The following is a 25915-nucleotide window of genomic DNA, read 5'->3' as shown; positions in this document are numbered from 1 at the left end:
TGGTTAAAAAGTTACGTTCAGACCAAAAATGAAGGCTTTTTGAACAGGGTACGATTCTTCACGTGATGAGTAACCTGTTTCCGGATCCATAAACTTAAGCGGGCTTGCAGTAAACACATTCTGTCCCGAAACATATAAACGCAAGCTTTGGATGCTAAACTTCTTTGTTATAGCAGCCGGAATAGTATAACCTATTACCGCTGTTTTTAAACGCAGGAAGCTTGTGTTAGCCATCCATAATGATGATGAGAACGCGCCAAAACCATCGCCGCTTATTGGGTTGGTTGTGTTGTTGGTGTTTTTAGAAGCGTATGATCTTGGATATTTGGCATCCTGATGATCAGGTGTCCAACGGTTATCAAAATACTCGTAAGAGGTATTGGTGTTGTTAATACGGAAAGGAACGGTCTGGTATCCCTGGATATTCAGGCTCGCGTTGGCCGCGCCCTGGAAAAACAAGGTAACGTCAAAACCTTTCCATGAAGCGTTCACATTTAAGCCATAAGTAATTTCGGGGGTGGTTGGGTAACCTAGCACGGTTTCGTCTTTATCGTCTATTTTGCCATCGCCGTTCAGATCGGCATATTTCACGTCGCCCGGATGCAGGGTACCAAACTGGGTTACGTTATAACCATCCTTGCTGTCAATAACACCATCGCCGTTTTTATCGTCGGATGTTTTGAATAAACCTAAAGCTTTATAGCCAAATGGTGTTCCTAATTCGCGACCTGTACGGCTGCGTTGAGGATCATTTTTGGTGGCATTGTTTTCAAAAACCTGTAATAGTTTATTGCGGGCAAAGCTAAAGTTACCCGATACGCCTAATTGCAAACCATTGCTAAACCGGTTGTTTGTACCAAGCACCAACTCAATACCATGGTTGCTCATAATACCTGCGTTGGTTTGCGGTAAAGCCAAACCATATTCAACCGGAACGGTGGTTATAGGATCAACCAGCATGTCCGACCGTTTTTCGTAAAAGTAATCTGCTTCAAAGGTTAGCTTACCACCCCACAAAGAGCCATCAAGACCAACGTCGCTTTTGGTTGCCCTTTCCCAGGTAATTTCCGGATTTGATTCCAGCGGGATATATGATCCCTGAACAAGGCTCGAGGTGCCGAAAGAATAAGCGTTGCCATACAAATTGTATTTTGTAAGATATTGGTAAGGCCCGCCTGCAAGGTTACCCGATTTACCCCATGATCCCCTCAATTTCAGGTTATCAACAAAGGTGAAGTTATCTTTAATGAACTTTTCTTCAGATAAACGCCATCCTGCTGAAAACGCCGGGAAAAACGCCCACTGATGACCGGGCGCAAAATAATAATGCCCATCATAACGACCGGTAGCCTCAAGCATATATTTACCCTTGTAAGCATAGTTTAAGCGGTACACATACCCTAATGAACTACTGGTACTTGATGAACCTCCGTTATTAAAATTCAGCTTATCAGATGTACCTAAATCAAGCTCATCTACATCAACACTAAAGCCCCTGCGTGATGCGCTGAAATTGCTACCAATTCCATTACGTGCTTCGGCAACCACTAAACCGGTTATGTCATTATTACCAAAAGTGCGATGGTAATTCAGATACCCCTGGTAAGTGAAGTTTTGGCTTTTACCAAAGTATTGCGAAAGTGTGGTAAAGCCATCACCCAGTTGCGTTTTTTTGTAGGTAGCCGGCGAAGTTGTACCATCGTAGATGTAATAGTAGCTTGGGCGTGTCCAGTTTTTAGTGGTAGTTGTAGTTGGGTCGTAACCAAATACACCTTTAATACTTAACCCTTTTACAAAAGGTAATTGCTGCTCAACCGCTATGGAGTTTAACGCGGTATTGCTGCTTATTTTATTATAGCTGCCGCTTTCAATATCGCCCGCAGGTGAGTACCCTCCCGATTGCCCCCATAAGCCGTTGCTGTAATAAATAGCAGCTGTAGGGATATAGGAAATACCCTGAGCTATTGGCCCGGTCTGGTTTTGCTCGATGGAGTTATTTAGCGCAACACTTACTTTAGTAGTTGGGGTTGCGTTGATATCAAGTTTAGCATTATAATTATACCTGTTATAATTTAGAGGATTGAAAATACCATCTTGCCTTAAAAAATTGAACCCCACATAGTATTGCATGATGTTGGTTCCGCCCGATAATTGCAAATTATAGCTTTGCTGAGGCTTGTTCAACTTAATCAGTTCGTGCTGAACATTACTATTAGGATACTTATCAGGATTTTGCGCATGCAGGTTATCATAGTTATTGATCAGGTCTGTAGCAAACTCTGGCGATAGACCGGAGTTTACATCAGCCTCGTTTTTAAGGGTCATGTAATCTTTAGCATTCAACATATTTGGCGGAAATGTTGGGCGCTGGATACCGTAGTAAGCCCCTAATGATAAAGTAGGCAAGCCCGTTTGCCCATGCTTGGTTGTTATCAATATAACACCATTGGCACCGGCCAAACCATAAGGAGCTACCGCGGCCGCATCCTTTAATATCGAAACAGATTCGATCTGGTTCTGGTCTATCTGATCAATATTAGATCGGATGATCCCGTCAATTACAATAAGGGCACCACTGCCTCCTATTGTTCCTATGCCCCTTACGTGAATATCCGGATCGTCCTGTCCGGGTACGCCACCGTTAGGGCGGGCAGAGATACCGGCAACACGGCCAGCTAATGATGAGGTAATATTGGGCACCGGTGCTTTAGCCAGTTCACTTCCTTTAACCGCCGAAACTGCCGAGGTTAGGGATGTTTTGCGTTGCGTTCCGTAGCCCACAACCACAACTTCGCTGATATTTTGGTTGGCTACCTTTAACTGCACATTAACTACGGTATTAGCACCAAGTGCAACTTCGGTAGTTTCAAAACCAACAAAACTAAAAACAAGGGTTGCCTTAGCATCATTAACGGCAATTTTATAATCGCCATTAACATCGGTAACAGCTGTTGTATTTGTGCCTTTAACTAAAACCGTTACGCCCGGAAGCGGTAACTTTTTATCGTCAAGCACCTTACCGGTAATGGTTACCGGTTGCTGATCGGCACTGCTAACCAACATCGGTTTATTTTTAATAACAATTACATTATTAGTTATGGTGTAGCTTAATGGCTTATTCTTTAAAAAAGCGTTAAGCGCGTCTTCAACAGTTACATTTTTCAGGTTAAGGTCTGTATTGCCTAAGCCATTCACCATCTCTTCGGTATACAGCACTTTGAAAGGGGTTTGGATTTGAATAACCTGCAAAAATTTCTCGGCCGAGATGCTTCCTTTATAGGTAATACGTTGGCCATAACTGGCTTGCGAAACCTGTAAAAAAGCGGTAATTAATAAAATGAGCGTGAGCTTCATTACAAGCAAAATTTTAGGAAAACAGGCAAAACGCCGCCCCCCTGTTTGAAAATAAAATTTCATACATTTGAATGTTTTGGGTTTAAATCTGACTTAATAATTGGTAGTTCGGTTATCTGGCGGTTTATATCCCTGGCATTGCCGGGAAAGCGTTGGTAGCGCTTCCTGGCTTTTTTTATGGAAAAGCCGCCGGTAAGTAAAGGTTATGGCATGGCGGTTATTCTCCTTTCTGTAATTTTAAAATGCACTAATCCTGTTAATTCTAAATATTTAAAAACCTCGCTTATTTGTTCTGAGCGCGGTATGGTACCCACAAAAGTTGCATTGGTAACTTTACCTTCGTAAGCCACATCAACATCGTACCAGCGGGCTATTTTGCGCATAATGCCTTCCAGTTTTTCGTGTGCGAAATTGAAATTGCCGTTTTTCCATTCTACCGCTTCGTTCACATTTACATTGGCTACGGTGATATTCTGATTAACCTTTGCCTGCTGGCCCGGAACTATCATTTGTTCGATACTCCCTTTTTTAATTTTCACCGAACCTTCCAGCAAAGTAGTAGCGGTAGCGGCCTCATCCTTGTAGCCCATTACATTAAAATGGGTACCAAGCACCTCAACCTCCATATTATTGATATCAACCGTAAAAGGATGCGCTTTATCTTTGGCCACTTCAAAATACCCCTCGCCGGTTAAGGTAACTTGCCTGCGTGAGCCGGTAAAATGTGCAGGGAAGCGCAGGGACGACTCAGCGTTGAGCCAAACTTTACTACCATCAGGCAATTGCACCTGGTACTGGCCTCCCCGTGGAGTTGTGATGGTGTTATAGGCGATTTCACCACCTTTTTGATTTACTGCCGAAGCATCATAAACAAGCTGGCCATTTTTTTTCTTAATGATCTGTACGCTGCTTTGATTAGCCAGCATTCCGTTATGGGCCGAATCGAGTGTAATGGTATTCCCGTTACTTAACGTAAGGATGGCCTTATTGCCGCCCGGAACTATTTTTGTAGCACGGGCAATTTGAACCTCAGTTTCGGAATGTTTTTTTTCCTTAGATAAATAATGAAACAAGCATACCCCTACCAACAATGTTGCGGCTATGGAGATACTTTTTACAAAGGGAGATAAAATACTTTGCCTCTGATGCAGATCAGTTTCAGAAAACGGTGTATCCGCTTTGTTGATCTTACTTTCAATAATACTTACCAATTGGCCATCTTCGGGATACAACTCATCTGGCTGTTCCTGAAAATACCAGCTATACTTTTCCAAAACCTGATCAACTTCGGCCTCCGACGCGGTTTTAAACCACTCGGTAAGCTTCAGGTGATCGCTTTCATCAAGCTGATGACTTTTGAGTTTTTCGAAAAATTGTTCGGGTATAGATTGGCTCATATACACTTAAGACGAACATCTTAGCCTAAAGAACCCCTCGTGGTAAAAATAATTTTAAATTAGTGTGAAGAAATGATCAGGTAAAAAATCAATACCGCTATTTCGCTATGCTCGTTAATGTATTTACGCACAAAGTTCACACCGGCATACAGTTGTTTTTTTACTACAGATTTGGAGATATGGAGTTTTAAAGCGATCTCATCGAGCGACAGATCATCATTTAAACGCAGTTTAAAAATCAACTTGCGCTTTTCGGGCAATAGGTCTATCGCCCGTTGAGCGATCTGGTAATATTCGCCGTAAGCCAAACTATTTTCCGTATAGTTTTCGCCTGCCAAAGCGTTCAGCTCAATCACGTCCATTACCCGGCTTTCAACACGCGATCTGCGGATATGATCTAACAGAAGGTTTTTTGCGCACTGGTATAAATAAGCTTTGGCAGATTTTACCTTACCCAGGTTTTCCCGGTTTTCCCAAACCTTTAAAAAGAGTTCCTGAACTATCTCTTCGCTAGTTTCTTTTGAATAACTGATACTGAAAATATACTTGTAAATATTTTTCAGATAAGCCCTGTAAAATTGAGCAAATGCTTCCCTATCGCCATTGGCTATCAGGTTAATTAATTCGGGTTCGTTAACAAGCACTCTCATCAAATTATCACAAAAACAAAGGTAAATCCTTTTACCAATAATTACGCAATCGATTGCGTAATTATTGATGTAAAAACTGTATTCAATTAACTTGCTTCAAAAATTTTCTTGATCTTTTGGTTTAAAACAGATTATACAAACATATAAAATTCGTTTTATTAAAAAAACAACAAAAATTTTGAATTTGGAGATAGAGCAGTTAACGCTGAGGATTGAGAGCTATTTTAATAGCATGTTTGTTTAAAAGCAGAAAAACTTACGAAGTTTTAAAAACTTCGTAAGTTTTGGTTTGCGGCCTGTTAATTCAGTTTTTTAACATCCACACTAAAATCCACCCCAACAATCGGGATCTTTTTCCAGTTTTCAGAATCTGGAGATTTGCAAAACGTGCCGCCATTTAATACGCCGCTGGCAAAACTGATATTTGAGCCTGATCTTGTTTCCAAAAACTCAATAGCTACTACTATATTACCGGCTACTTTAATGTTGTAAGGTGCAAGGTCAACCGTATTTAGCTGCACACCTTCGGTGGTGTATTTTTTGATATAGCCTTTCACTTCGCCTGTTACCAGGTTGGCTGTATTAGGGTATTTACCCGCCATTTGATAAACGTTAACTTTAAAAGCAACACTATCGCTGGCGTGGTTTGAGGTATGAAACCTCAGTTTCATTAACTGCACCTGCTTTTTGCCGGCATTCATTTCAATACCTACCAAATAACCTTTAATAGCAGCAAAACTGTTGTTGCTTGATCCGGTGCGGGGCTTATTGCCAATGGTTTTGATTTTATCCTGGCCAAATGCGCTTAATGAAATAACGCAACAAAAAATGGCGATCAATAATCTTTGGGGAGTAAGATTCAGATTTAACATAATAATCAGATTTAGATGATGTACTAAACAGAAGATGCCACAACCTTTAAAATGGTTGCAGCATCTTTTAAATATTTTTAACCGGCATTATTTCTTCACCATTTTATAATGCTTGATACCCGCCTCTTCAAACTCGGGACCGCTTTCTTCAAAACCTAATTTTTTGTAAAAAGATACCGCGTGTGTTTGCGAGTTGAGATAGATGTGTTCAGCGTCGGCAGGCAGATCGGCCAGTACGGTTTTCACCATTTCCCCTCCTAAACCATAGCCCCTAAAGTTTTTAAGTACGGCAAAGCGCTCCAGCTTATAACCATTTTCGGTTTTACGCCAGCGGCAGGCACCGGCCGGTTCGCCATCAACAGTGGCTAAAAAATGTACAGAATCTTCATTATGCTCAACCTCGAGGTGTGGCGGGCAGTTTTGTTCTACGACAAAAACTTCATACCTGATGGCATTGATTTTATCCAGATCGGCCTGTTCAGTGGCTTTTTTTACTGTGATTTTTGCGGGCATTGATGTAATGCGGTTTCGTTTTAAAATTATTGAGTTTGGTGGTATGGTTTTCTTTGGCAGCATCTATCGAGTGCGTACAGGTGATATCATCTTCCTCTTCGGCCAGATCAGCAAGTTCAACATAAAACTTGTGCAGCTGATCAAGCTCTTTTTCGGTAATATCCTCAATATCAACCATGCGGTTACTGGCACCCTGGTGAGATGCAATCAGTTCGTTAAGCTTCAAATGTATGGCTTTCGAATCTTTATTCTGCGATTTCTGGATCAGGAAAACCATTAAAAAAGTAACAATGGTAGTACCCGTATTGATCACCAGTTGCCAGGTATCCGAATAGTGAAACAGCGGACCAGTTATTCCCCATATAATAATAACCGCGAAAGCTCCAATAAACGCCCCCGAACTACCGGTTGCAATAGTAGCCCAATTGGCAAAGCGCTCAAATAAATTTTTCTTTTTAATACGAAGTTCTGTCATTACAGTAAATTTTTAAGTTTTATGGGGGAACCTCGTTGCTGACTATAAACAACAAAGCGCCTGCACAACAAATGTACAGGCGCTTTTGTTAGTTTTTGATGAATATTATAATTTGCTGTTTACGTCGATACAGTTAAGATCTTCAAAAGCTGCAGACAAACGTTTTACAAAGTTTTCTTCGCCTTTGCGTAACCAAACGCGTGGATCGTAGTATTTTTTGTTTGGAGAATCCTCACCATCCGGGCTACCGATCTGAGTTTGTAAATAACCTTCTTTTGATTGGTAGTAATCTTTAATACCTTCCCAATAAGCCCATTGCATATCGGTATCGATATTCATTTTGATAGCACCATATGAAATAGCCTCACGAATTTCTTCCTGAGATGAACCAGAACCACCGTGGAATACGAAGTTGATAGGTTTCTCGGCAGTTAAACCAAATTTTTGTTTTACATACTCTTGTGAGTTATGCAAAATAACCGGTTGTAATTTTACGTTACCTGGTTTGTAAACACCATGCACGTTACCAAAAGCAGCAGCAATCGTAAAACGTGGGCTAACTTTTAAAAGGTGTTCGTAAGAGTAAGATACTTCTTCTGGCTGTGTATATAAACGTGAGCTATCAACGTCAGAGTTGTCAACGCCATCTTCTTCACCACCGGTAACACCTAATTCGATCTCGATGGTCATGTTCATTTTGGCCATGCGCTCAAGGTATTTAGCCGAGATCTCGATGTTTTCTTCTAAAGGCTCTTCAGATAAGTCGAGCATGTGTGATGAAAACAATGGTCTACCTGTTTCGGCAAAGAATTTTTCGCCGTGCTCTAACAAACCGTCAATCCATGGCAACAATTTTTTTGCAGCATGGTCGGTATGCAAAATAACCGCTACACCGTAGTGCTCGGCCAGCAGGTGCACGTGCTTTGCAGCAGATACGCCACCTAAAATGCAGGCCTGAAGTTTTGAATTATCCAATGATTTGCCGGCGTAAAACTGTGCACCGCCATTTGACAGCTGAATAATAACCGGAGAGTTAACAGCCTTAGCTGTTTCCATAACTGCATTGATAGTGTTAGTACCAATAACGTTTACTGCCGGTAAAGCAAACTGATGCTTTTTTGCTGCTTCAAATAGTTCCTGCACCTGATCGCCGTGCAGAACACCTTTATAATTTTTTAAATCCATTAGCGTTTATTTGGGGCTCGAAGTTATAAAAATTCTTTAAAACGGTTAATTATTCTTAAAAGTATATTAAAACCATAGTAAAAATAGGCTTATATTAGTAAAGTGTTACTGGTTGTTAATTAACGGGCGTTTTTATTGCCAATTTGATACTAAAACGGTTGTTTAAATTTAAGCAAACAATTTTGCCGTTCACATCTTTTTGAATACGAACCCCACATGTTTAATATTTTTTGTTTCTTTGTAGCCAATTGAAAGAGTTAGACACAGATATGGCATGGTTTAAACGAGAGTTGAAAGGGATAATTACGACCACTGAGGAAAAGAAGGAAGCCCCCGATGGCATCTGGAACAAATGCCCCAATTGTAAAAAACCCTTACACTATTCTGAACAGGTAGAAAATCAATATGTGTGCCACTACTGTGGTTTCCACCTGCGCATAGGTTCAAAAGAATATTTTTCGGTACTGTTTGATAATAACGAATTTACAGAGCTTTTCCCTGATCTTACATCAGGCGATCCACTACACTTCGAAGACACCAAAAAGTACGTAGACAGGGTTAAAGAAACCCAAAAGAAAACAGGATTAAAAGATGCTATCCGCTCGGCAGCAGGTAAAATTGAAGGCCAGGATATTGTTATTGCCTGTATGGATTTTAACTTCATTGGCGGTTCGATGGGTTCTGTTGTTGGTGAAAAGATCGCACGATCAATCGATTACAGCATCGAACATAAAGTTCCATTCCTGATGATCTCAAAATCGGGTGGTGCACGTATGATGGAGGCCGCGTTTTCATTAATGCAAATGGCCAAAACATCGGCTAAACTGGCTTTATTATCGCAAGCAAAAATCCCGTACATTTCATTGCTTACCGACCCTACCACTGGTGGTGTAACAGCATCATACGCTATGCTTGGCGATATCAACATTGCCGAACCAGGTGCGCTGATTGGCTTTGCAGGCCCAAGGGTTATCAAAGAAACCATTAAAAAAGACCTACCAAAAGGTTTCCAAACTGCCGAATTTGTGCAGGAACACGGTTTCCTTGATTTTATTGTAGATAGAAGAGAAATGAAAGAGAAACTGGCTTCGTTTATTAAAATGATGAACAATTAAGTTTCAGGTTTCGATAACAATATCAAAAGGCCGCATTCTGAAAAATGCGGCCTTTGTTTTTATAAACAAAGAGGCTGATCATGATTAATGATACAGCCTCTTATTTTTTGTTAAGGTTTAGGTTAATCTTTTTCAGTGCAGCAATTAGTGCAGCTGCTTTTGCAAAATACTTGCTTTGCCAGTTAAATTGATCATGGCGGCACTATCCACACGCCGGGCTACGTAGCGTTGAGCAGGGCTTCCATCAACATGTAATATACTTTTGCCTTGAATGGAGTAATTAAGTGTGCCTATCTTATTGCTTTGAAGGATGCTGACAGATGAGCTATCTTTGGCAACAACCGTAAGTTTTTGAAGCTGTAAGTTTTGAACGTTGAAGCGACTATAGTCTCCTACGGTAAGGTTCAAAGAGTCGGTTAAATCAGGATTTTTGCCGATAGTAACATTTGCAAAACGAATACTTACCGATTTTACCTTACTCGCGTATATCTTTACAATATCGCTTTCATGGTTCCAGGTTGTTGAAAATCTATCATACTTCCCTGTAGCATGAAATGATATAAAAAGGGTATCGTTTTTCACAGTAGCTTCCAGATTGTCTTTTAATTCCTCAAGTGCGCCTACCCTGTTGTCTGCTTTTAACGAGCTATCAATGCCCCCCACCCATACATGGGCCATCCACTGTTCAAAGCCACCGTTGCCTACATTAAGAGAACCATTAATTACAACATGTGTAAATTTTGGCAATCCCGTTTTATTAACGTAAAAACTATTGTTTTTAGGGTATAAATCGCGTACCACATTCCCTTTTTTATATTCTGCTTTTAAAATGAAGTTATAAGCGAGCAAAGAAGTTGGGATGCACATAAAAAATATGATGATAAGCTTTGTGCTGGTTTTCATTGTATTGATATTAAAATTTTAATTGGTTTGGTTATCGATAAATTGTTGATAATGAAGCTGCAAATCGCTAACCGGAATATTTAACAGTTGCATTTTTTTAAACAAAAGAGGTAATTCTTCATCCACAAACCGCTCTCGCCTGGTTTTAAGGATATTTTGCGCTGCGTTTGCCTGGGCAAAATAGCCCATGCCACGTTTGGTATAAATTATTTCCTGGTTTTGCAAATACTCGTAAGATCGCGCTACCGTATTGGGATTTACCTCCAGCGTAACGGCAAGCTCACGTACCGACGGAATCTTTTGATCCTCCAGCCATACTTTAAGCTGTATTTTATCGCATACATAATCTGCTATTTGCAGGTATATAGCCTGTGTGTTGTTAAATTCCATGGTGGTTTACAATTCTCTTTCTTTAAGCCTAAACCAGGTGATCACCCATAAAAAAGGAATACTCATGATAAGCAATAGCACAAATAAGTTGCTATATGGATTGGTTAGGTATGTGAAATAGGCGTTATAATCAATTCCCTTAACTTTTCGGTTCACCTCCCAATTGGTGATCTCCAGATCTGAAAAAGGAGTAGCCGACCAAATGCTACTATATAAAAGTTCTTTAGTGATTTTAGTTTCAACTACATTGTGCTTTATATCATAATAGTTTTCTTTAACCGTAGCAGCAAAAGGTGTACCCTGATGTACTTGTATGATCGACCTTGCCAAAAAAGGATTTAAGATTATTGTACCGAAAAAGACCAACGATACCATTATTACCCCCTTTACCAGCACATAACGCTTAAATAAAACTGTAGAAAATAATGCGGCACTCTGTAGTAACAGGAACGCAATGTATATATAAAGGATTTTCAAGTTTGCCTTTATAGCATATAACGAATTTGGGCGTCCCATAACATCATGGTCTATATAATGCCCCAAGACAATCAAAGGATATACAATAGCAAGAAAGCAGACAGGAAATACGATCATACCATATATCACAGCCATTGTAAGCTTTTCCAAAGCGGAAGCCGGCAACATCAACGCGTTTATGCCTGTAATTTTTTGATTAAGCTGGCTTAATACAGTTGTAGAGAAAACAAAACCGCTTGCCATTAAACCGATGATCAATATATTTTCCTGCATACGCGGCTCGAAGCCCGGCAGATCAACAAGGTTAAATATGATGCATGCTGCCATAATACCGGCAACAGCCAATAACCCTAAAATGTATAACTGTTTATTTTCGGCCCATTGCTTACGTACAAGGAGCCATACCCTGTGTATTGAAAATTGCATGTTGTTATTAATTAAATTGTGATAAGATCTGTTGCTTTTCGGATTGTATGGCGTTAAAAAACATTTCCATATCCAGGCGTGAAGGTTCCTGTTTGCTATTTGCTGCCACTACTGCGTAACCTTTTAAAGCGCCCTCGCTGTAAATAGGTGCCGCTATTTCATCAAGGTTCATTACTTGTTTAAAGCTTAGCTTTTCGGTTATTTGATCAACCGATTGGTTTAGTATGATCTTTTTATCTTCCAGTATCAGCACCGAATCTATCAGGCTATCGAGGTCTTTTACCTGGTGGGTACTGATGATGATTAGCTGATCATCCTTAACATTGCCGGCTATTATTTTACGAAACTGTTTTTTGGAGGGAATATCAAGGCCATTTGTAGGCTCATCCATCAGCAATACTTTGGCCTGGGTGGCGAGCGCGAAACTGATCATCACCTTCTTTTTTTGGCCGTAGCTCATGCTTTGCAACTTGTTGTTAACGGGGATCTCAAACTCTGTTAAAAACTGAAAAAACATATCACGGTTAAATTCGGGATAAAACGGGGCGTAAATGTCGAGGTAGCTTTTGATAGATAGATTGGGCAAGTAAACATCCTCGGGCAATAAATACACCTGCTGTAAAAATTCGGGCGAGCGGTCGGCCGGGTCTTTATCTGCTACCCTGCAGTTACCAGCATCAGGGAATAACAGGCCACATATATTATGCAGCAGGCTTGATTTACCGGCACCGTTACGGCCAAGTAAGCCATAAATATGGCCGGGTTTTAAATACAGATCGAGATTTTCAAGTACCACTTGTTTTTTGTGGTATCCGAAGGTTAGGTTTTGGATGTTGATCATTGCTGATTTGTGATTTAGTGTACTATTTAATTAGTACACTACAATAATAGACAGTTGATTTTACAAATCAAAATTTTTGTTGAGAAATTATAAAGGGTGAAAAGAAATAGTGTTATTAAAGGACCTTAGTAGAAGCAGTGTGCTATTGCGGTTAGACTTACGAAGTTTTAAAAACTTCGTAAGTCTGGGTTAGATTATGCGATCGTGTAGGAAAAATCCTTAGTCTTTCATAGCATCATGAAAAAAGATCAATAGCAATACACCAATAATACCGGCATAAATTGCAACGCTTACAATAATCAGGATCAGGTAATACAACCATGCCCCTACCCGGTTACCTATCAGCTTTTTCAAACCGGATTGAACTAAAGCAGCGACAATAAGTATAAAAGGCAAATGGTATAATAGCTCCCAGTTCATTTAAAACGCGTTTGCCCCAAATATAAAAAGCAGCCCGGTTTTCGGGCTGCTTTTGCAAATAAAGTTTTTCAATAAAATTAGTGGGCACCTATGGTGCCATCACCGGCTCCGGCGCCTTCAACATCCTGATCAGGAAGATCGGCAAGGCTGCCATCTTCGTTCAAAACATTAAAAGGCTTTTTTTGCGAACCTTTAGTTTCAAGGTTGCCGATTTGTTTGATATCCCCTGCATTTGTAATATTAGCATTACCGCTTTCGCGTTCCTCTTTAATATTACTATCGCTACGGTCTATATCATCTTTATAATCATTCATGATAACCTCCTTTTATTAAATGCCTTCGGTGCCTGGCTCGTGGCCTAACATACGGCCGGTAGTACGGCCATGCGGACGGCTTTCAAAATCGGTTTTAGATGGGCCAACTGAAGGGAACTCTTTTTTATTCGGTGGAGTTACATCGGTTTGCTCGCTGTACGAGGTATTTGCACTTCTTTCAACCTGGTTAACTTCAGGTTGCGAATGGGTACCTACACCTTCTTTTTTAGGCTTTTCAACTTCCGGTTTGCGGTTTTGATCGTCATAGTCATCAACTATGTCGTTGGTATCATCCAGATCATCGCCGTCACTTTCCAGTTCATTTCTATCGTAGGCTTTATCGCCGTTTACCGAAAATGAATTGGTGTTGTTTTCAAAATCTCCGTGCTCGTTATCCTGGCCTTTCCAGCTTTCATTATTGGTATTCATAGGTTTTTAATTTTAGTTGTTATTAATTAGAACCGATGAAATAGCCGGATTGTTTTATTTTATTTCGTTATAAGAAATAAAATTCCATAAAATACAAATGCGATATGCTATTCAACATAACATATCGCATTTATGATAAAAGCTTAAAATTAAAAAGTGTGCTGCGGGCAGGTTACTTTGTAACGGTTATTAAGCAGGATGCCCAACACGATCTCGTGTGAACCATGACTTACCGTATTCAGCGCCGAGGTGGTAAAATCATACGAATAGCCAACATTAATCAACGAACTCAAATTAAAGCCAACCAATGCCGCATACGAATCATTGCGCCTGTACGAGCCGCCGATCCAGAATTTATCCTGGAACGACATTTTCATATTCACGTCAAACGTAACCGGAACCGGCGCTATAAACTTTAATAATGCCGATGGCATCAGCGTAATATCGTCAGATACAAAAAGCTTTACACCGCCTGTTACAAAATAATGCGGTACTGTTTTGTTCTGGCTTGCAGTATTAGCTCCGGTAACATATAAGTTTTGCGGCAAAATTTGCTGTGCCGATACACCAAAAAAGTAGTTTGATGAATATGCCCAAACACCTACACCCAAATCTGGCTTCCATTGGCTTGGGGTAAGGCCTTGTATTGTAGGGTCATTCTGATCAACATAAGTTAGCTTGCTTATATCAATTAAATTGTGGCTCATCCCGGCAGATACGCCAACCGCAAGGTTAAGCGTTTCGGTAATACCCAGGTGGTATGCGTAAGTAGCATCAATATTGGTTTGTGTTATTGGCCCCGTTTTATCAGATACGATGGTTAAACCAATACCATGGTGTGGCTCGGCAGCCATATAGTTTTGAGTGTACGACCTGCTTGAAGGATTAAGACCGCCACCCGCCGGAAATGCGGTAGCATCGCCCTGTAAAAAGTTTTTACCTATTGGCGCGTTAATGGTAAAGTACGATGTTACCGGGGCGCCATCAAGGCCGGTCCATTGGCTACGGTAACCCAACTTAACGTCGGTGTAGTTTTCAATACCGCTTAGGGCAGGATTTAGCAGGTAATTATTGAAAACATATTGCGTGTACTGCGGACGTTGTTGTGCCCTCGAAAACTGCGCGGCTAATATAAATGTGATAATGTATAAAACTTTTTTCATCTACTATCTGATAATGGTTACGTTACCCGCAATAACCTCACGGCCATTTTTAGGGTCGATGATGTAATAGTATGTTCCCGGAGGTAAATAAGAACCATTTAAACGGCCATCCCATGGGGTGCTATAACCAATGGACGAATATACCCTTTCTCCGTATCTATTGTACACGTCTACCTTATTATTGGGGTAGGTTTGCAAATATTTAACATCCCAGGTATCGTTTGAGCCATCACCGTTGGGAGTAAAAGCGGTGGGGATCACCAAAAACTTCAAAACTTTAATCGATACAGAGGCGTTGGCCTGGCAGGCATGGGCCGTGGTTACGGTAACAGTATAGGTAACATCCTCCTTAGGGCTGGCCACCGGGTTGGCTACATCATCATGATCCAAACCGGTTGAAGGAGTCCATTTGTAGCTTAAGCCCTGGTCATTTACCTGGGGTTTTAAAACACGTTTTGTACCCTCAAGCATAGTAAAATCGGCACCCAATGAAACTACCGGAGCTGGATCAACCGTTATTTGCTGAACAACTGTGTCTGCGCAGTTATTTTGAGTAGTATAGATGTACCTTATATCGAAAGTTCCTGTACCTGAAACAGCCGGATCAAATACCCCGCTACTATTTACCCCAACTCCGCTAAAAACACCTGTACCTGCAGGCCCCTCAAGTTTAGGAACAAAAGTATAAGGATCAGATTCGAGGCAGCGAAACGGAGCTGGATCAAAAGTAACAACCGGCGATGCTTTTAAAGTTATTGGCACTGTAATGACATCCGAACATGCCGTACCCGAATAGGCTATCACCTTAATACTTACCGTGCGCGGACCGGTTGTAGCCGTAGGATATTTATGCCTGAGCCTCAATCCATCCACCGGGCGATCATAAACAACCAGCGAAGATGGGTCGGCATCATCATAAGTAACTTCCAAACGGGTGATTTCACCCAAATTAACCGAAGAGTGATTTTCAAAAAACACCTCCTGGCTACTGCAAAGATCCGCGGGGTTTAATACCGTTAATGCCGCCTTGGGTATGCCACCGTTAATGGTTAATGTTTTAATAGCCGAAGTTACCGAGCAATTATATTTTGAGGTAACCGTTAGGCTTACCTGGTAAGTACCGGCAATGAATTTATGCTTCGGATCTTTTTCGGCCGATGTATTGGGATTAGCCGGTGTGGCCTGTGCATCGCCAAAATTCCAGGCGTAAGTAAAACCAGCTTCCGTACCGTCGGCAATTGAGCTACGGTCGGTAAACTGGGCTATATCTCCTTCGCAGGCATCCGGCAACAAAAAATCAACCACAGGCACAGGATTAACGGTTACTTGATGAGTGATTACTTCGCTTGTACAACCGTTAGTATTGGTAACAGTTAACCTAATTAGGTAATCGCCCGTAATAGTGAACACGTGCTTAAACGGATTTTTATCCGTTCGGGTTTCAACGGGTGTGCCATCTCCAAAATCCCATTGCCATTGCGTAATATCGCCCTCAACCGAGGTGGACTGATCAGTAAAAACAGTCTCTTTTCCTATACAGCCTACCGATGCGGTGAAAGCAGCGATGGGTAGCGAATTAACGTGTACTTTTAAAGCATCAGATAATTGCCCGCAGCCGTTCTCGTTGGTAACAAACAGCTTTACCATATAATCGCCGGGCCTCGTGTATTTATGCATGGGATTTTGCACTACATCAGTAGTACCATCACCAAAATCCCAGGCCCAGGTGGTGATCTGGCGCGTGCCCGATGTCGACTTATCCGTAAATTGCACATTGGCACCCTGGCAGGCGCTCCCTACATTAAAAGCTACCACTGGTGGTACTGAAATATTGAAATCAAACTCAATAGTTTCGTTCGATCCACACTCGTCGGCAACCGGGTTAAATACAGTTGCAACTACACTGTAATCGCCATCGGTGTATGTTTTTTGCCCCGGATATTCATAAGTATAAAGCGTTTTAGAATCTTTCACAATCGTACCCGTGGGGATAGGATTATCAACAACAAGCGGTACCGAACCATCTTTAAGGTCCCAGGTTATTTGGGTAGTTTGATAAGGTAAAGTAAGCTGTAGCTTGTAATTAGTATTGGCACAACCGTTAAGCTGAATAGTTTTATTATCGGGGTTGAGCAGAGCGATGAACTCGTTCAGATCTTTAAGATTGGTACCTGCCGCGTAACCATATGATTCCTTTTCACCAAAGCCATAAGCAATGGCGTTAAAACCATCAGATGCTTTGATATTATGTACACCCGCGCCAACGCTGATCTGAGCGTACGAATAGTCTGCAGCGCCGGTCATAACCGTAAAATTAGTATAGGGTACGCCATCCAGCGAAAATGTTGGCACCGCAGCCGACTTGATGATCACGTTAATGTAATTCCGCGTTATTTCGAAATTGCTGGTCGAGTTTAACGTAACATGATCAAGCGTTTGCTCAATTGGCGTTAGATAGATCATTTCGGGGTCACCAACATCGCCCTGCAAAACAGTGCAATCATTACCTTCGTTCTCGGTAATAGCGTACTGCGCAACCTGTATTGGGTTATTTGATGTGATCACATTTGGGGCCGACGATTTAAACTCGTAGTAAGACCCCGTTATTTGAATATTGTTGCCATTTAAATTAATTGACGTGCCGGGCATGCTTGGTATCACCCTAAAAACATCGTAGGCCCGATTTTTCAGAGGAACTGTCATATAGTTTTTACCCCAGACAGAAAGCGGATAAACCTGCTGAAAGAGATTATCGGATGAGCCATTGGTACCCATGCAACCGATACTAATTTTTGAACTGCCCGAAAAAACAGCTATTTTTTTACAACTTCCGTTTGCCGTTACTATTGATCGTACCCTTGTACCCGTTAAATCTGTTGCTGAAAGTGCCTGGTAAACTTCGCCCTTTTTTAAGTTTAAGGTAAAGGGCACACCTGCGGGGGTACCGTCAAGCAATACCTGCGAGGGCGTAATTTCAACTGTTGTGTTATCTTCAGTAGCAATAACCGCGAAAGTTGAATACGAAGGCTTGCCCTCATTACCTCCTCCGCCGCCGCCGCCCCCGCCATTACCACCACCGGTATTAGTTGAGTTTGAGATCTGCGTAAAATTGATAGACAGGTAATCCTTACCTAAAGTATTAACGGGAAGCAACAGCGTAGCACCCGAAACACTCTGCGCAAAAATATGCGCATAAACGGCGATGGGCTTGATAGATTTTATATGAACACCTTTTAAAAATTTGCCCTGTCCACCCAAAAAGGCGCTCGCCGGGATAGCCACAGCTGTTACGCTTTTTGCCGTTATTTGGAAAGTACTTGTAAAAGAACCGTCGGCTACTTCAACTGTGGCAGCTGTATTTACATCAGATGTGATGTAAAGCTGCATTTGGCTGCCACCATTAATAGCTCCTGCTTCGCCTGATGCGCCGTTAACGTGGGCCATGTAAGCGGTATAAAACTCCGTACCCTGGTTTGTTGAACCCTGCGCCTGCGTGTAAATATTAAAACATACCAGTGTAACGAGCACTATAAAAGCCCGCGAAAAAATGGTTCTGATCAAAGGTGTTTAGTTGATTTTGGTTTGATAGTTTAATACTACCGCTTAAAAATACAAAAAACCTTTATTGCTGGTACGCAATGGTATGTAAAATATACCACGCTATTTATTGGCTTTTGAAAGCTGATAATTGGCCTCGTACAATTTATAAGTAAGCTCGATGTTGTGTTTGCGCAAATAATAAACTTCAAGCGCGTTTTTAACCACGTTTTTCAGTTCGTCGTTTTGCCAAGGTTTGGGAAGGCAGGCATAAAGCAAACCTTTATTTATGGCATCGTTAACATCATCGGCATCCGAAAAACCGGTGAGTAAAATTTTAATAGCACGCGGATGGCTTTGCGCTATACTTTCGCAAAAGTTGATACCGTTTGTTCCGGTTACAAGATGATCAATAATGATCACGCCAATTTCATGCCTTGCAAGCATGCCTTGCCCTATGGCGATAGATTGAGCCGTGTAAATATTAAACGATTTACCGAACAAGTTCTTAAAATCGTCAAGCCTGGCTGCTGTATCATCAATATATAAAACACCCGCGTCTATGCTTTCCTGGTTCATTAAAATAGGTTTATAAAAAGCTGTAAAAGCCCGTTTGTTTTAAATTTAGCCGGGCGCTTTTTAAAAACCTAACAACTCTACCCTAAAAAAACTTATCTGGGTTTGGCACCAGGTTCAGGAATTTCTCAAAATTCTCTTCGTAGTGCGATTGATCGAGCTTGTAGTAAAAAGCTCCTTTTTTTGATGAGAGCTTATCTTTTTCGGGCAGTTTCACTAATAGCCCGGTCGAGAGTAGCTTACGGCTAAAGTTACGATCATCAAATTTGGTTTGATAAACGCCTTCGTAAAGAGCCTGCAATTGCGGGATGGTGAATTTTTCGGGAAGTAACTGGAATAATATAGGGTGCATTGCAGCTTTGTACCGCAACTGCCTTTTGGCCAGGCGCACCATTTCGTTATGGTCAAAGATCAGATCGGGCATTTCATCCAGCAAAAACCATTCGGGGTGATACTCTTCGCTCAGTTGTGCCTCATACTGATGGATATCGATCAATGCGAAGTAAGCGATGGATAGGGTGCGCTCAACAGGGTCGCGCTCGGGTTTGCCGAATACCTGGAACTGTTCCATGTAAACGTTTTTTAAACCTGTACGTAGTTCAAGCACACGGTTGGCTGCATCATCCGGCGATTCGGTTGGTTTAATGAAACCGCCAATCAGGCTCCATTTATGTATTTCGGGTTCCAGGCCACGCTGAACCAGCAATAATTTAATATTTGCCCCGTCAAATCCAAATATGATACAATCTGTTGCAACTAAAATGCGCGTTTCGCCGCTGTACTTATGCATAACTTAGGTTAAGTTTATATGCAATGGTAAAAATAATTTGGCAATTATTTAGTGTACGATAGACAACTATTTAATATGAACACAGTTTTTTATGGATTGAATTGGGTTGTGTTAAAGATGCATCAGGAATTTAGTAGGTTACTAATATAAAGTACTGAATAAATTTCCACACGAATTTTTACAAATTATCGAATTACACGAATTTGTATTATTTTTTACTAATTCGTGTAATTCGATTAATTGTGAACAGATTGCAAATCATTCGTGTGAAAATTCTTCTTCATTAGCTAACCCGTTTCCCCTGCAAAAGCAAATCCATAGCATCATTAAATGATCCAGCTTTGATCACCTCACCGGAATTTACGAAGAATATCTCGTCGGCATTTTCAATGGTATTCAATCTGTGAGCGATAATAACGCGTGTGGTAGTTTCCGGTAGCTTATCTAAAATATCGCTCAACAGTTTTTCAGTAATGGTATCGATATTGGCTGTAGCCTCGTCCAAAATCAAAATTTCGGGATTACGCAGCACAGCACGCATAAAGGCAATCAATTGTTTCTGCCCTAAACTAATGCTGTCCCCGCCCGATAGTACTTTAGTTTCCAACCCTTCTTCAAAAATGGCCAGCAAACCACCCAGGTTGGCATCGCGGATAACCTGTTCCATTTGTTGGTTGGTGTGATCTTTATAAAGCGGATTACCGTACAAAATATTATCCCGAACTGTACCGGTGAAAAGGAAAGGCTCCTGCAAAATAAAACCGATCTTCTGGCTGCGTTCCTCGGCAGTAAGTGTGCGGATATCTTTGCCGCCAAGCAATACCACTCCTTTGGTAGGATCGTACAAACGGGCGATCAATGATGCCGTTGTAGTTTTACCACCACCCGTAGGGCCAACCAGCGCATAGGTTTTTCCCTGCTCCAGCTTAAAGCGGATATCATGCAAAATCTCCCGGCTCTCGTCATAACTAAAATGCACATGTTTAAACTCAAGCAGTCCGGCGTTTTCCTCGGTAAGACCGGCGGGCAGTATGGGCAAATTACTTTCGAGCGATAGGATCTGCGAGATCCTGTCCCAACCAGCCATAGCCGTTTGGAAGTTTGTCCATAGCGCGGCTAATTGCCTTAGCGGGTTATAAAAGTTGGTTGAATAGGATAAATAACTCACCATTAAACCAATCGAGAACATGCCTTTACTGATAAGATAGATCCCAAAGCAAAGTACAATCAGCTGAGCCATACTGGCAAACAGGCCATAAACAGGGACAAACACGTTATTGGCTAAGCCTGCGCCAATAGCGGTTTTATAGTTATCGGCATTTGCATGCTCAAAACGTTTTCTGAAATAATCCCGACGGTTAAAAGCGATGATCACCTTAAAATTATTGAGGCTTTCCTGGATCTCGGCACTTAAACCGCCGGTGCTTTTCAGGTTGGCGGCGTTTTTACGTTTTATCCATGGCGATAAAGCCAGCGTCAGAAAAAGAATCACCAGTGATGGCGCCAAAGCTGCCGCCCCCAATTCAAAGTTAATCACCAGCAAAAATATCCCCGCGCCTATCATGGTGGAGATGTTGCCTATAAACTGCATCAGCGATTGCGAAAAAAACTGGTTAAGCTTATCGGTATCGTTGTTTACGCGCGATATCAGATCGCCGGCTTTGTTTTGGTTAAAGAAAGCTAGCGGCAGTTGCTGTAGTTTATTGAAGATAGAGTTGCGCAGGGTAAACAGCATGCGCTGCCCTACCCCACCCATTAGCGTAGTTTGCTTGTAGCTGGTAAACAGCGCGATGCTGTACATAGCCAATAGGATGGCCGCATTGCGCAGTACGCCGTGAAAATCTTTATGCTCCACATAATTATCAATGGTATGGCCAATAATAAGCGGACCAAGCAAGTTTAGCGTAGAGTTGGCGAGGATGATAAAAAACGCGATGATAAGCGTAGGCTTCTCGTGCGCTATCAATTGCAGCAGCTTTTTGAGGCCCGCCAGCGTTGATGTTTTTTGCTGAGTTTTGCTCAGCTGGTTAAGATCGTAGTTCATTGTTCCTGTTCGATATATATTTATCTGCTCTTAACTTCAAAAATTAGTGGGTAATGCCCTGCTCGTAATTACTGGTGCTTTGCTGCGAATTAAAGATCTGCACATAATCCGGACTGGTTTTCATCAGTTCATCGTGCACGCCACGGGCAACAATTTCGCCCTGCATCAGTAAAATGATCTGGTCGTAATGCTCAACCGAAGCTATTTTTTGCGTTACCGAGATGAGCGTTAAGCCGGGATAGTTTTTCTGGATATTGGCTAATATCTTACGCTCGGTATTGTTATCAACCCTTGCGGTAAAATCATCCAGCAATAAAACCTTAGGATTAACGGCCAAGGCCCGCGCCAGCATAATACGCTGTTTTTGCCCGCCCGAAAGGCTTGAACCGCGCTCGGAAACAATGGTATTTAGTTTATCCGGCAGGCTATTAATAAAGGTGGTTAACTCGGCTGTTTCAATGGCTTTTTGCAATGATTCATCGGTCACGGTATCGCTAAAGGCGATATTTTCGCGGATGCTCATATTGAAGATAATACTATCCTGAAAAACAAAACCCACCTGGCGGTGAAAAGCTTCGCTATCATAGTCGGCAATGGTTTTGCCATCAAACAAAATTTTGCCCGATGTGCTGTTGATCAACCCGGTAAGCAAATAAAGCAGCTGCGTTTTACCTGCCGATGTTGGGCCAATGATGGCGATTTTTGATCCTGCCGATACTTTAAACGATACATTTTTCAGTACCGATTTTTGGCCGTAGGTGATGGTTACATCTTCCATTTCCACATCGCCGCGCAAAGTATCTTTTATACTGCCGCCTTCCTTAACATCGGGCGCATCCAACACTACGCTAATACGGGTAAACGATGCGCTGGCCTGCGCTATCAGGTTGCTCATAAAACCCAAAATGAATATCGGGAATATCAACAATGACAAATAGCTGTTAAATGCCGCGAAGCTCCCTAAGGTCATGCTACCGTTTATTACAAAATGCCCGCCCATCACCAAAATGGTTAGTGCAGCCATGTTAGCGGTGAACGTAACGATTGGGATAAGGCCGGAAAAGAAACCGAGGATGCGCAGACCGTAATCTTTAGCCTCGGTATTAGCCAGCAAAAATTTATTATACTCCAGTTGCTGCGAATTGATCACCCTGATAAGTGCCGAGCCGAGGATACTCTCGTTAATTACTTTATTTAACTGATCGATAACGCCGCGGCTTTTGATAAACAGCGCCCTTACTTTTTTAAGCACATAGGCAAACGTACCGCCGATGATTGGGATAATGGCAATAACAGCCAGCGCCAGTTTCCAGTTAATGAGCAGCAGCATTACACTACAGCCGATAATGATAAACAAGGACGAAATGATGGATACCAAAGCCTGCGACACGAAGAGTTTGATCGAATCGACATCGGCAGTTAAGTTAGTTAGTAACTTGGATGGATTGGCTTGCTCGATAAAAGCTGAACTTTGGCGCGAGATCTTTTCTGATAAACGCCTGCGCAGATCGCGGGCTACTTTTTCTGAGGCGAAGGTTTGAATAATGGTTTGCAAACCGGCAAACAAAAACACCAGTACCGTAGCGATCAAAAATTTAGTAACAATATCGCCCAGCACAAAACGATGCCCTGTATAGTCGTCAATACCACTGGCAATCACCTTAGGCAGCCAAAGGTTAATGGCATTACCAAAAAGCGCGAATAATAGCAATAAAGCCACAAGGCCTTTATAAGGCAGCAGTAAACTAAACACGCTTGGTGGTTTAGGGGCTGCTTTTTTTGTATGATCGGGTTGCATAATTCTTATTGTTTTAGGCTGAGGCTATATCAACCGACAGCTATTTTGTGTGACGATTGACCGGATAAAACATTTTTAATCCCAGTTAAAATTATCGAAATAAATTGGATTGGCATTTTTTATACGGTTCAACATATATTTCTATTTCGAAATAATTATTCAAATATATTTCCATTCGGGAACAAATAAAACTTTTTAGAAATAAATTTTTAATTTTACTTCTAAATAGTAATAAAATGAAACCAATAGTACAGTTAGTTGAGGAATGGACTGCCTTTGAAGCCGAAAGCGAGCAACACAGCGTTGAAGCCTTTTGCCGTTACTACCTTCAAAAGCAGCGCCCTAAGCCTAAACATCCAGGCAAAAAAGGCGAGCGCATCATGAACGGTGCCTTCCTGCTAAAAACTGTTGGTCGCATAATGAGTGCATATTCTCTGTACTTCCGATCGGCTGTGGCTCATATCGAGGCTGGTCCGGCCGAGAATTTTTACTACCTGAATAGCTTAATGCACCTGGGCGAGGTGCGCAAAAGCGATTTGATTAACCATATGTTTGCCGAAACCACCACAGGCATGGAGGTGATCAACCGACTTATCCGCCAGGAGGAGGTTGAAGAACGCCCCTCTCCAGATGATAAACGCGCCAAGCTGATCAAGATCACCGATAAAGGAATGAAAGCACTTGATGAATACTACAAAGTATCAGGCAAAGTGGTAGAGATGACTTTTAAGGATGTTGCAGATGAAGTGTTGCTTGATTGCTACGAGATGCTGAAATACTGCGAGCAGCGTAACTCGGTAAAGGCTATTGAAAATAAGAATAAGCCTTTTGATAGGATGTATGAGGATATTATGGAGGATAAGGGTAATTAAAAGCATTGCTACCGCGGGTTTAGCGATTGCGTAACCCGTGGGAATAATTGGTTAAGTCTCCGACTTAACCCCAACAAACCAACATGGCATTCACCACCAACTTAGTAATAGCTTAACCTGTGGTGAATAGTTCATTCAATCTGGCGTTGCTGTTTATTACTTAAGTCAGAGACTTAAGTAATTTTACACCACGGGTTACGCTATCGCTAAACCCGCGGCAGATTAAGCATAGCGCAAAATTATCGCATGCATATTTACTCACCCCGACTTCGCTACGCTTTTCACCCCTCTCTACGCTGCGCGTAAAGAGGGGATTTTTGTTCTTGGTTTTTCTTTTCCTACCCTCTTTGCGGCTTGCCGGAGAGAGGGGTGAAAAGCGTAGCGAAGTCGGGGTGAGTAATGGCTACGCAAGAGCAACAACTGAAATCCAAACCAAATAACTGACAATCAACCACATACACAAAAACAACTGACAAACTGGGGTTAACACCAATTTTCAACTAACTAAATGATTATCAAATATTTAAACACAATGTTAACCCTTTTTTGTTAACCCCTGTTAACCCCCACCGCGGTACAAATTTAGTGGCTCAATGTGTATGTAGGTGATACTACATTCCTATTGTTCAACTCACCTTATAAACCTATCTTTCCGGTTCAGTATCCATCACTATGTACACCACCTTCAACCCCGAGGCCAACTATATTTTAGAAGATGATAGCGTAATGTTACGCCCTTTAACAACCGATGACCTCGAAAACCTGCTCCCCTTCGCCCTTAAAGAACCGGAAACCTGGAACTACTCATTAACCAGCGCCGCAGGCGAAGAAGGCATGAAAGCTTACATCCAGGCAGCCATACACGGACGCGCCTCCGGAAAAGAATATGCCTTTATAGTTACCGATAAAACCAGCGGACAATACGCAGGTTGCACCCGGTTTTACGATATCCAACCCGCGTACCAAAGCCTGCAATTGGGCTATACCTGGTATGGCGAAAAATTTCGTGGTACTGGCTTAAACAAACACTGCAAGTTTTTAATGCTGCAATTCGCTTTTGAAGAATTGAATATGCAACGGGTAGAGTTTAGGGCCGATGCCCGCAACCAGCGGAGCATTGCCGCCATGAAAAGTATAGGCTGTACAGTTGAAGGCATATTAAGAAGCAATATGCCGCTGGCGGATGGTACCCGTCGCGATTCGATAGTATTGAGTATTTTGAAAAGTGAGTGGGACAACGAGGTGAAACAGAAATTGAAAAGCAGGCTATAACCGCAATGTCAACCAAAAGTAAAGATGGCATAATACTTGAACATTCAACAGTCCGCGCTGGTAACAAGCCGGGCTTTTTTGTATCTATACCCTAAAAAACAC

23 protein-coding genes are annotated in these 25915 nt (G+C 41.8%); 3 read left to right on the top strand and 20 right to left on the bottom strand.

Features of this window, described 5'->3' with window-relative positions; all coding sequences use genetic code 11:
• Window positions 1-3 precede the first annotated feature (3 nt).
• The 7 genes from AAFN85_RS06425 to fbaA all read right to left on the bottom strand — a co-directional run bounded on the left by AAFN85_RS06425 (window position 4) and on the right by fbaA (window position 8446).
• Window positions 4-3354, bottom strand: coding sequence for a TonB-dependent receptor (locus AAFN85_RS06425; protein ID WP_347526216.1), 3351 nt, complete (start codon window positions 3352-3354; stop codon window positions 4-6).
• Window positions 3355-3557: 203 nt separating this feature from the next.
• Window positions 3558-4751, bottom strand: a complete 1194-nt coding sequence (locus tag AAFN85_RS06420; RefSeq protein WP_347526214.1) for a FecR family protein — start codon at window positions 4749-4751, stop codon at window positions 3558-3560.
• 59 nt (window positions 4752-4810) lie between these two features.
• Window positions 4811-5401: an RNA polymerase sigma-70 factor gene (locus AAFN85_RS06415; protein WP_347526213.1), complete on the bottom strand. Its 591-nt coding sequence runs from the start codon at window positions 5399-5401 to the stop codon at window positions 4811-4813.
• Between the two features lie 299 nt (window positions 5402-5700).
• Window positions 5701-6273, bottom strand: coding sequence for a hypothetical protein (locus AAFN85_RS06410; RefSeq protein WP_347526212.1), 573 nt, complete (start codon window positions 6271-6273; stop codon window positions 5701-5703).
• An 87-nt stretch (window positions 6274-6360) separates the two neighbouring features.
• Window positions 6361-6786 carry a GNAT family N-acetyltransferase gene (locus AAFN85_RS06405; protein WP_347526211.1) on the bottom strand — a complete coding sequence of 142 codons (426 nt, stop codon included), beginning with the start codon at window positions 6784-6786 and terminating at the stop codon, window positions 6361-6363.
• A complete protein-coding gene (locus AAFN85_RS06400) occupies window positions 6752-7261 on the bottom strand; it encodes a low affinity iron permease family protein (protein WP_347526210.1) in 510 nt (169 codons plus the stop codon). Before AAFN85_RS06400 ends, AAFN85_RS06405 begins: the two co-directional genes overlap by 35 nt.
• Window positions 7262-7366: 105 nt before the next feature.
• Window positions 7367-8446, bottom strand: a complete 1080-nt coding sequence (fbaA, locus tag AAFN85_RS06395) for a class II fructose-bisphosphate aldolase (RefSeq protein WP_347526209.1) — start codon at window positions 8444-8446, stop codon at window positions 7367-7369.
• A 269-nt stretch (window positions 8447-8715) separates the two neighbouring features.
• On the opposite strand from fbaA, the gene accD reads away from it, so the two are divergent.
• Window positions 8716-9561, top strand: a complete 846-nt coding sequence (accD, locus tag AAFN85_RS06390) for an acetyl-CoA carboxylase, carboxyltransferase subunit beta (RefSeq protein WP_347526468.1) — start codon at window positions 8716-8718, stop codon at window positions 9559-9561.
• Window positions 9562-9705: 144 nt separating this feature from the next.
• Here accD and AAFN85_RS06385 read toward each other — a convergent pair whose 3' ends face one another.
• From AAFN85_RS06385 to AAFN85_RS06325, 13 genes are all read right to left on the bottom strand, one after another.
• On the bottom strand, window positions 9706-10464 hold the full coding sequence (locus AAFN85_RS06385) for a DUF2807 domain-containing protein (protein WP_347526208.1): 759 nt from the start codon (window positions 10462-10464) through the stop codon (window positions 9706-9708).
• A gap of 18 nt (window positions 10465-10482) precedes the next feature.
• A complete protein-coding gene (locus tag AAFN85_RS06380) occupies window positions 10483-10854 on the bottom strand; it encodes a GntR family transcriptional regulator (protein ID WP_347526207.1) in 372 nt (123 codons plus the stop codon).
• 6 nt (window positions 10855-10860) lie between these two features.
• Window positions 10861-11757 (bottom strand): hypothetical protein, encoded by an 897-nt coding sequence (locus tag AAFN85_RS06375; RefSeq protein WP_347526206.1) that lies wholly within the window; start codon window positions 11755-11757, stop codon window positions 10861-10863.
• A gap of 7 nt (window positions 11758-11764) precedes the next feature.
• Window positions 11765-12598 (bottom strand): ABC transporter ATP-binding protein, encoded by an 834-nt coding sequence (locus AAFN85_RS06370; protein ID WP_347526204.1) that lies wholly within the window; start codon window positions 12596-12598, stop codon window positions 11765-11767.
• 219 nt (window positions 12599-12817) lie between these two features.
• A complete protein-coding gene (locus AAFN85_RS06365; protein ID WP_347526203.1) occupies window positions 12818-13018 on the bottom strand; it encodes a hypothetical protein in 201 nt (66 codons plus the stop codon).
• Between the two features lie 77 nt (window positions 13019-13095).
• Window positions 13096-13332 carry a hypothetical protein gene (locus tag AAFN85_RS06360; RefSeq protein WP_347526202.1) on the bottom strand — a complete coding sequence of 79 codons (237 nt, stop codon included), beginning with the start codon at window positions 13330-13332 and terminating at the stop codon, window positions 13096-13098.
• Window positions 13333-13347: 15 nt separating this feature from the next.
• A complete protein-coding gene (locus AAFN85_RS06355; RefSeq protein ID WP_347526201.1) occupies window positions 13348-13761 on the bottom strand; it encodes a hypothetical protein in 414 nt (137 codons plus the stop codon).
• A 149-nt stretch (window positions 13762-13910) separates the two neighbouring features.
• Window positions 13911-14924 carry a type IX secretion system membrane protein PorP/SprF gene (locus AAFN85_RS06350; protein ID WP_347526200.1) on the bottom strand — a complete coding sequence of 338 codons (1014 nt, stop codon included), beginning with the start codon at window positions 14922-14924 and terminating at the stop codon, window positions 13911-13913.
• Between the two features lie 3 nt (window positions 14925-14927).
• Entirely contained in the window at window positions 14928-18485 is a 3558-nt protein-coding gene (locus AAFN85_RS06345) for a PKD domain-containing protein (protein WP_347526199.1), read from the bottom strand.
• 99 nt (window positions 18486-18584) lie between these two features.
• Window positions 18585-19040 carry a response regulator gene (locus AAFN85_RS06340; protein WP_347526198.1) on the bottom strand — a complete coding sequence of 152 codons (456 nt, stop codon included), beginning with the start codon at window positions 19038-19040 and terminating at the stop codon, window positions 18585-18587.
• A gap of 82 nt (window positions 19041-19122) precedes the next feature.
• On the bottom strand, window positions 19123-19827 hold the full coding sequence (locus tag AAFN85_RS06335) for an NUDIX domain-containing protein (RefSeq protein ID WP_347526197.1): 705 nt from the start codon (window positions 19825-19827) through the stop codon (window positions 19123-19125).
• A gap of 283 nt (window positions 19828-20110) precedes the next feature.
• Window positions 20111-21871, bottom strand: a complete 1761-nt coding sequence (locus AAFN85_RS06330) for an ABC transporter ATP-binding protein (RefSeq protein WP_347526196.1) — start codon at window positions 21869-21871, stop codon at window positions 20111-20113.
• Between the two features lie 43 nt (window positions 21872-21914).
• The gene (locus AAFN85_RS06325; protein WP_347526194.1) at window positions 21915-23669 is read right to left on the bottom strand and encodes an ABC transporter ATP-binding protein; all 1755 of its coding nucleotides are present in this window, start codon (window positions 23667-23669) and stop codon (window positions 21915-21917) included.
• Between the two features lie 236 nt (window positions 23670-23905).
• On the opposite strand from AAFN85_RS06325, the gene AAFN85_RS06320 reads away from it, so the two are divergent.
• Both AAFN85_RS06320 and AAFN85_RS06315 read left to right on the top strand, forming a co-directional pair.
• Window positions 23906-24541: a MarR family winged helix-turn-helix transcriptional regulator gene (locus AAFN85_RS06320; RefSeq protein WP_347526193.1), complete on the top strand. Its 636-nt coding sequence runs from the start codon at window positions 23906-23908 to the stop codon at window positions 24539-24541.
• 672 nt (window positions 24542-25213) lie between these two features.
• Window positions 25214-25813 carry a GNAT family protein gene (locus AAFN85_RS06315; RefSeq protein WP_347526192.1) on the top strand — a complete coding sequence of 200 codons (600 nt, stop codon included), beginning with the start codon at window positions 25214-25216 and terminating at the stop codon, window positions 25811-25813.
• Window positions 25814-25915: the final 102 nt, after the last annotated feature.

This window comes from Mucilaginibacter sp. CAU 1740, assembly GCF_039839285.1.
In the GTDB taxonomy this organism is placed as follows: Bacteria; Bacteroidota; Bacteroidia; order Sphingobacteriales; family Sphingobacteriaceae; genus Mucilaginibacter.
The sequence above is the reverse complement of the archived record's forward strand: the minus strand, read 5'-3'. Positions and strand labels throughout refer to the sequence as shown.

Coding starts and splice junctions, on each gene's coding strand:
- AAFN85_RS06425 (WP_347526216.1), bottom strand. CDS start 3,354: ATGAAGCTCACGCTCATTTTATTAATTACCGCTTTTTTACAGGTTTCG.
- AAFN85_RS06420 (WP_347526214.1), bottom strand. CDS start 4,751: ATGAGCCAATCTATACCCGAACAATTTTTCGAAAAACTCAAAAGTCAT.
- AAFN85_RS06415 (WP_347526213.1), bottom strand. CDS start 5,401: ATGAGAGTGCTTGTTAACGAACCCGAATTAATTAACCTGATAGCCAAT.
- AAFN85_RS06410 (WP_347526212.1), bottom strand. CDS start 6,273: ATGTTAAATCTGAATCTTACTCCCCAAAGATTATTGATCGCCATTTTT.
- AAFN85_RS06405 (WP_347526211.1), bottom strand. CDS start 6,786: ATGCCCGCAAAAATCACAGTAAAAAAAGCCACTGAACAGGCCGATCTG.
- AAFN85_RS06400 (WP_347526210.1), bottom strand. CDS start 7,261: ATGACAGAACTTCGTATTAAAAAGAAAAATTTATTTGAGCGCTTTGCC.
- fbaA (WP_347526209.1), bottom strand. CDS start 8,446: ATGGATTTAAAAAATTATAAAGGTGTTCTGCACGGCGATCAGGTGCAG.
- accD (WP_347526468.1), top strand. CDS start 8,716: ATGGCATGGTTTAAACGAGAGTTGAAAGGGATAATTACGACCACTGAG.
- AAFN85_RS06385 (WP_347526208.1), bottom strand. CDS start 10,464: ATGAAAACCAGCACAAAGCTTATCATCATATTTTTTATGTGCATCCCA.
- AAFN85_RS06380 (WP_347526207.1), bottom strand. CDS start 10,854: ATGGAATTTAACAACACACAGGCTATATACCTGCAAATAGCAGATTAT.
- AAFN85_RS06375 (WP_347526206.1), bottom strand. CDS start 11,757: ATGCAATTTTCAATACACAGGGTATGGCTCCTTGTACGTAAGCAATGG.
- AAFN85_RS06370 (WP_347526204.1), bottom strand. CDS start 12,598: ATGATCAACATCCAAAACCTAACCTTCGGATACCACAAAAAACAAGTG.
- AAFN85_RS06365 (WP_347526203.1), bottom strand. CDS start 13,018: ATGAACTGGGAGCTATTATACCATTTGCCTTTTATACTTATTGTCGCT.
- AAFN85_RS06360 (WP_347526202.1), bottom strand. CDS start 13,332: ATGAATGATTATAAAGATGATATAGACCGTAGCGATAGTAATATTAAA.
- AAFN85_RS06355 (WP_347526201.1), bottom strand. CDS start 13,761: ATGAATACCAATAATGAAAGCTGGAAAGGCCAGGATAACGAGCACGGA.
- AAFN85_RS06350 (WP_347526200.1), bottom strand. CDS start 14,924: ATGAAAAAAGTTTTATACATTATCACATTTATATTAGCCGCGCAGTTT.
- AAFN85_RS06340 (WP_347526198.1), bottom strand. CDS start 19,040: ATGAACCAGGAAAGCATAGACGCGGGTGTTTTATATATTGATGATACA.
- AAFN85_RS06335 (WP_347526197.1), bottom strand. CDS start 19,827: ATGCATAAGTACAGCGGCGAAACGCGCATTTTAGTTGCAACAGATTGT.
- AAFN85_RS06330 (WP_347526196.1), bottom strand. CDS start 21,871: ATGAACTACGATCTTAACCAGCTGAGCAAAACTCAGCAAAAAACATCA.
- AAFN85_RS06325 (WP_347526194.1), bottom strand. CDS start 23,669: ATGCAACCCGATCATACAAAAAAAGCAGCCCCTAAACCACCAAGCGTG.
- AAFN85_RS06320 (WP_347526193.1), top strand. CDS start 23,906: ATGAAACCAATAGTACAGTTAGTTGAGGAATGGACTGCCTTTGAAGCC.
- AAFN85_RS06315 (WP_347526192.1), top strand. CDS start 25,214: ATGTACACCACCTTCAACCCCGAGGCCAACTATATTTTAGAAGATGAT.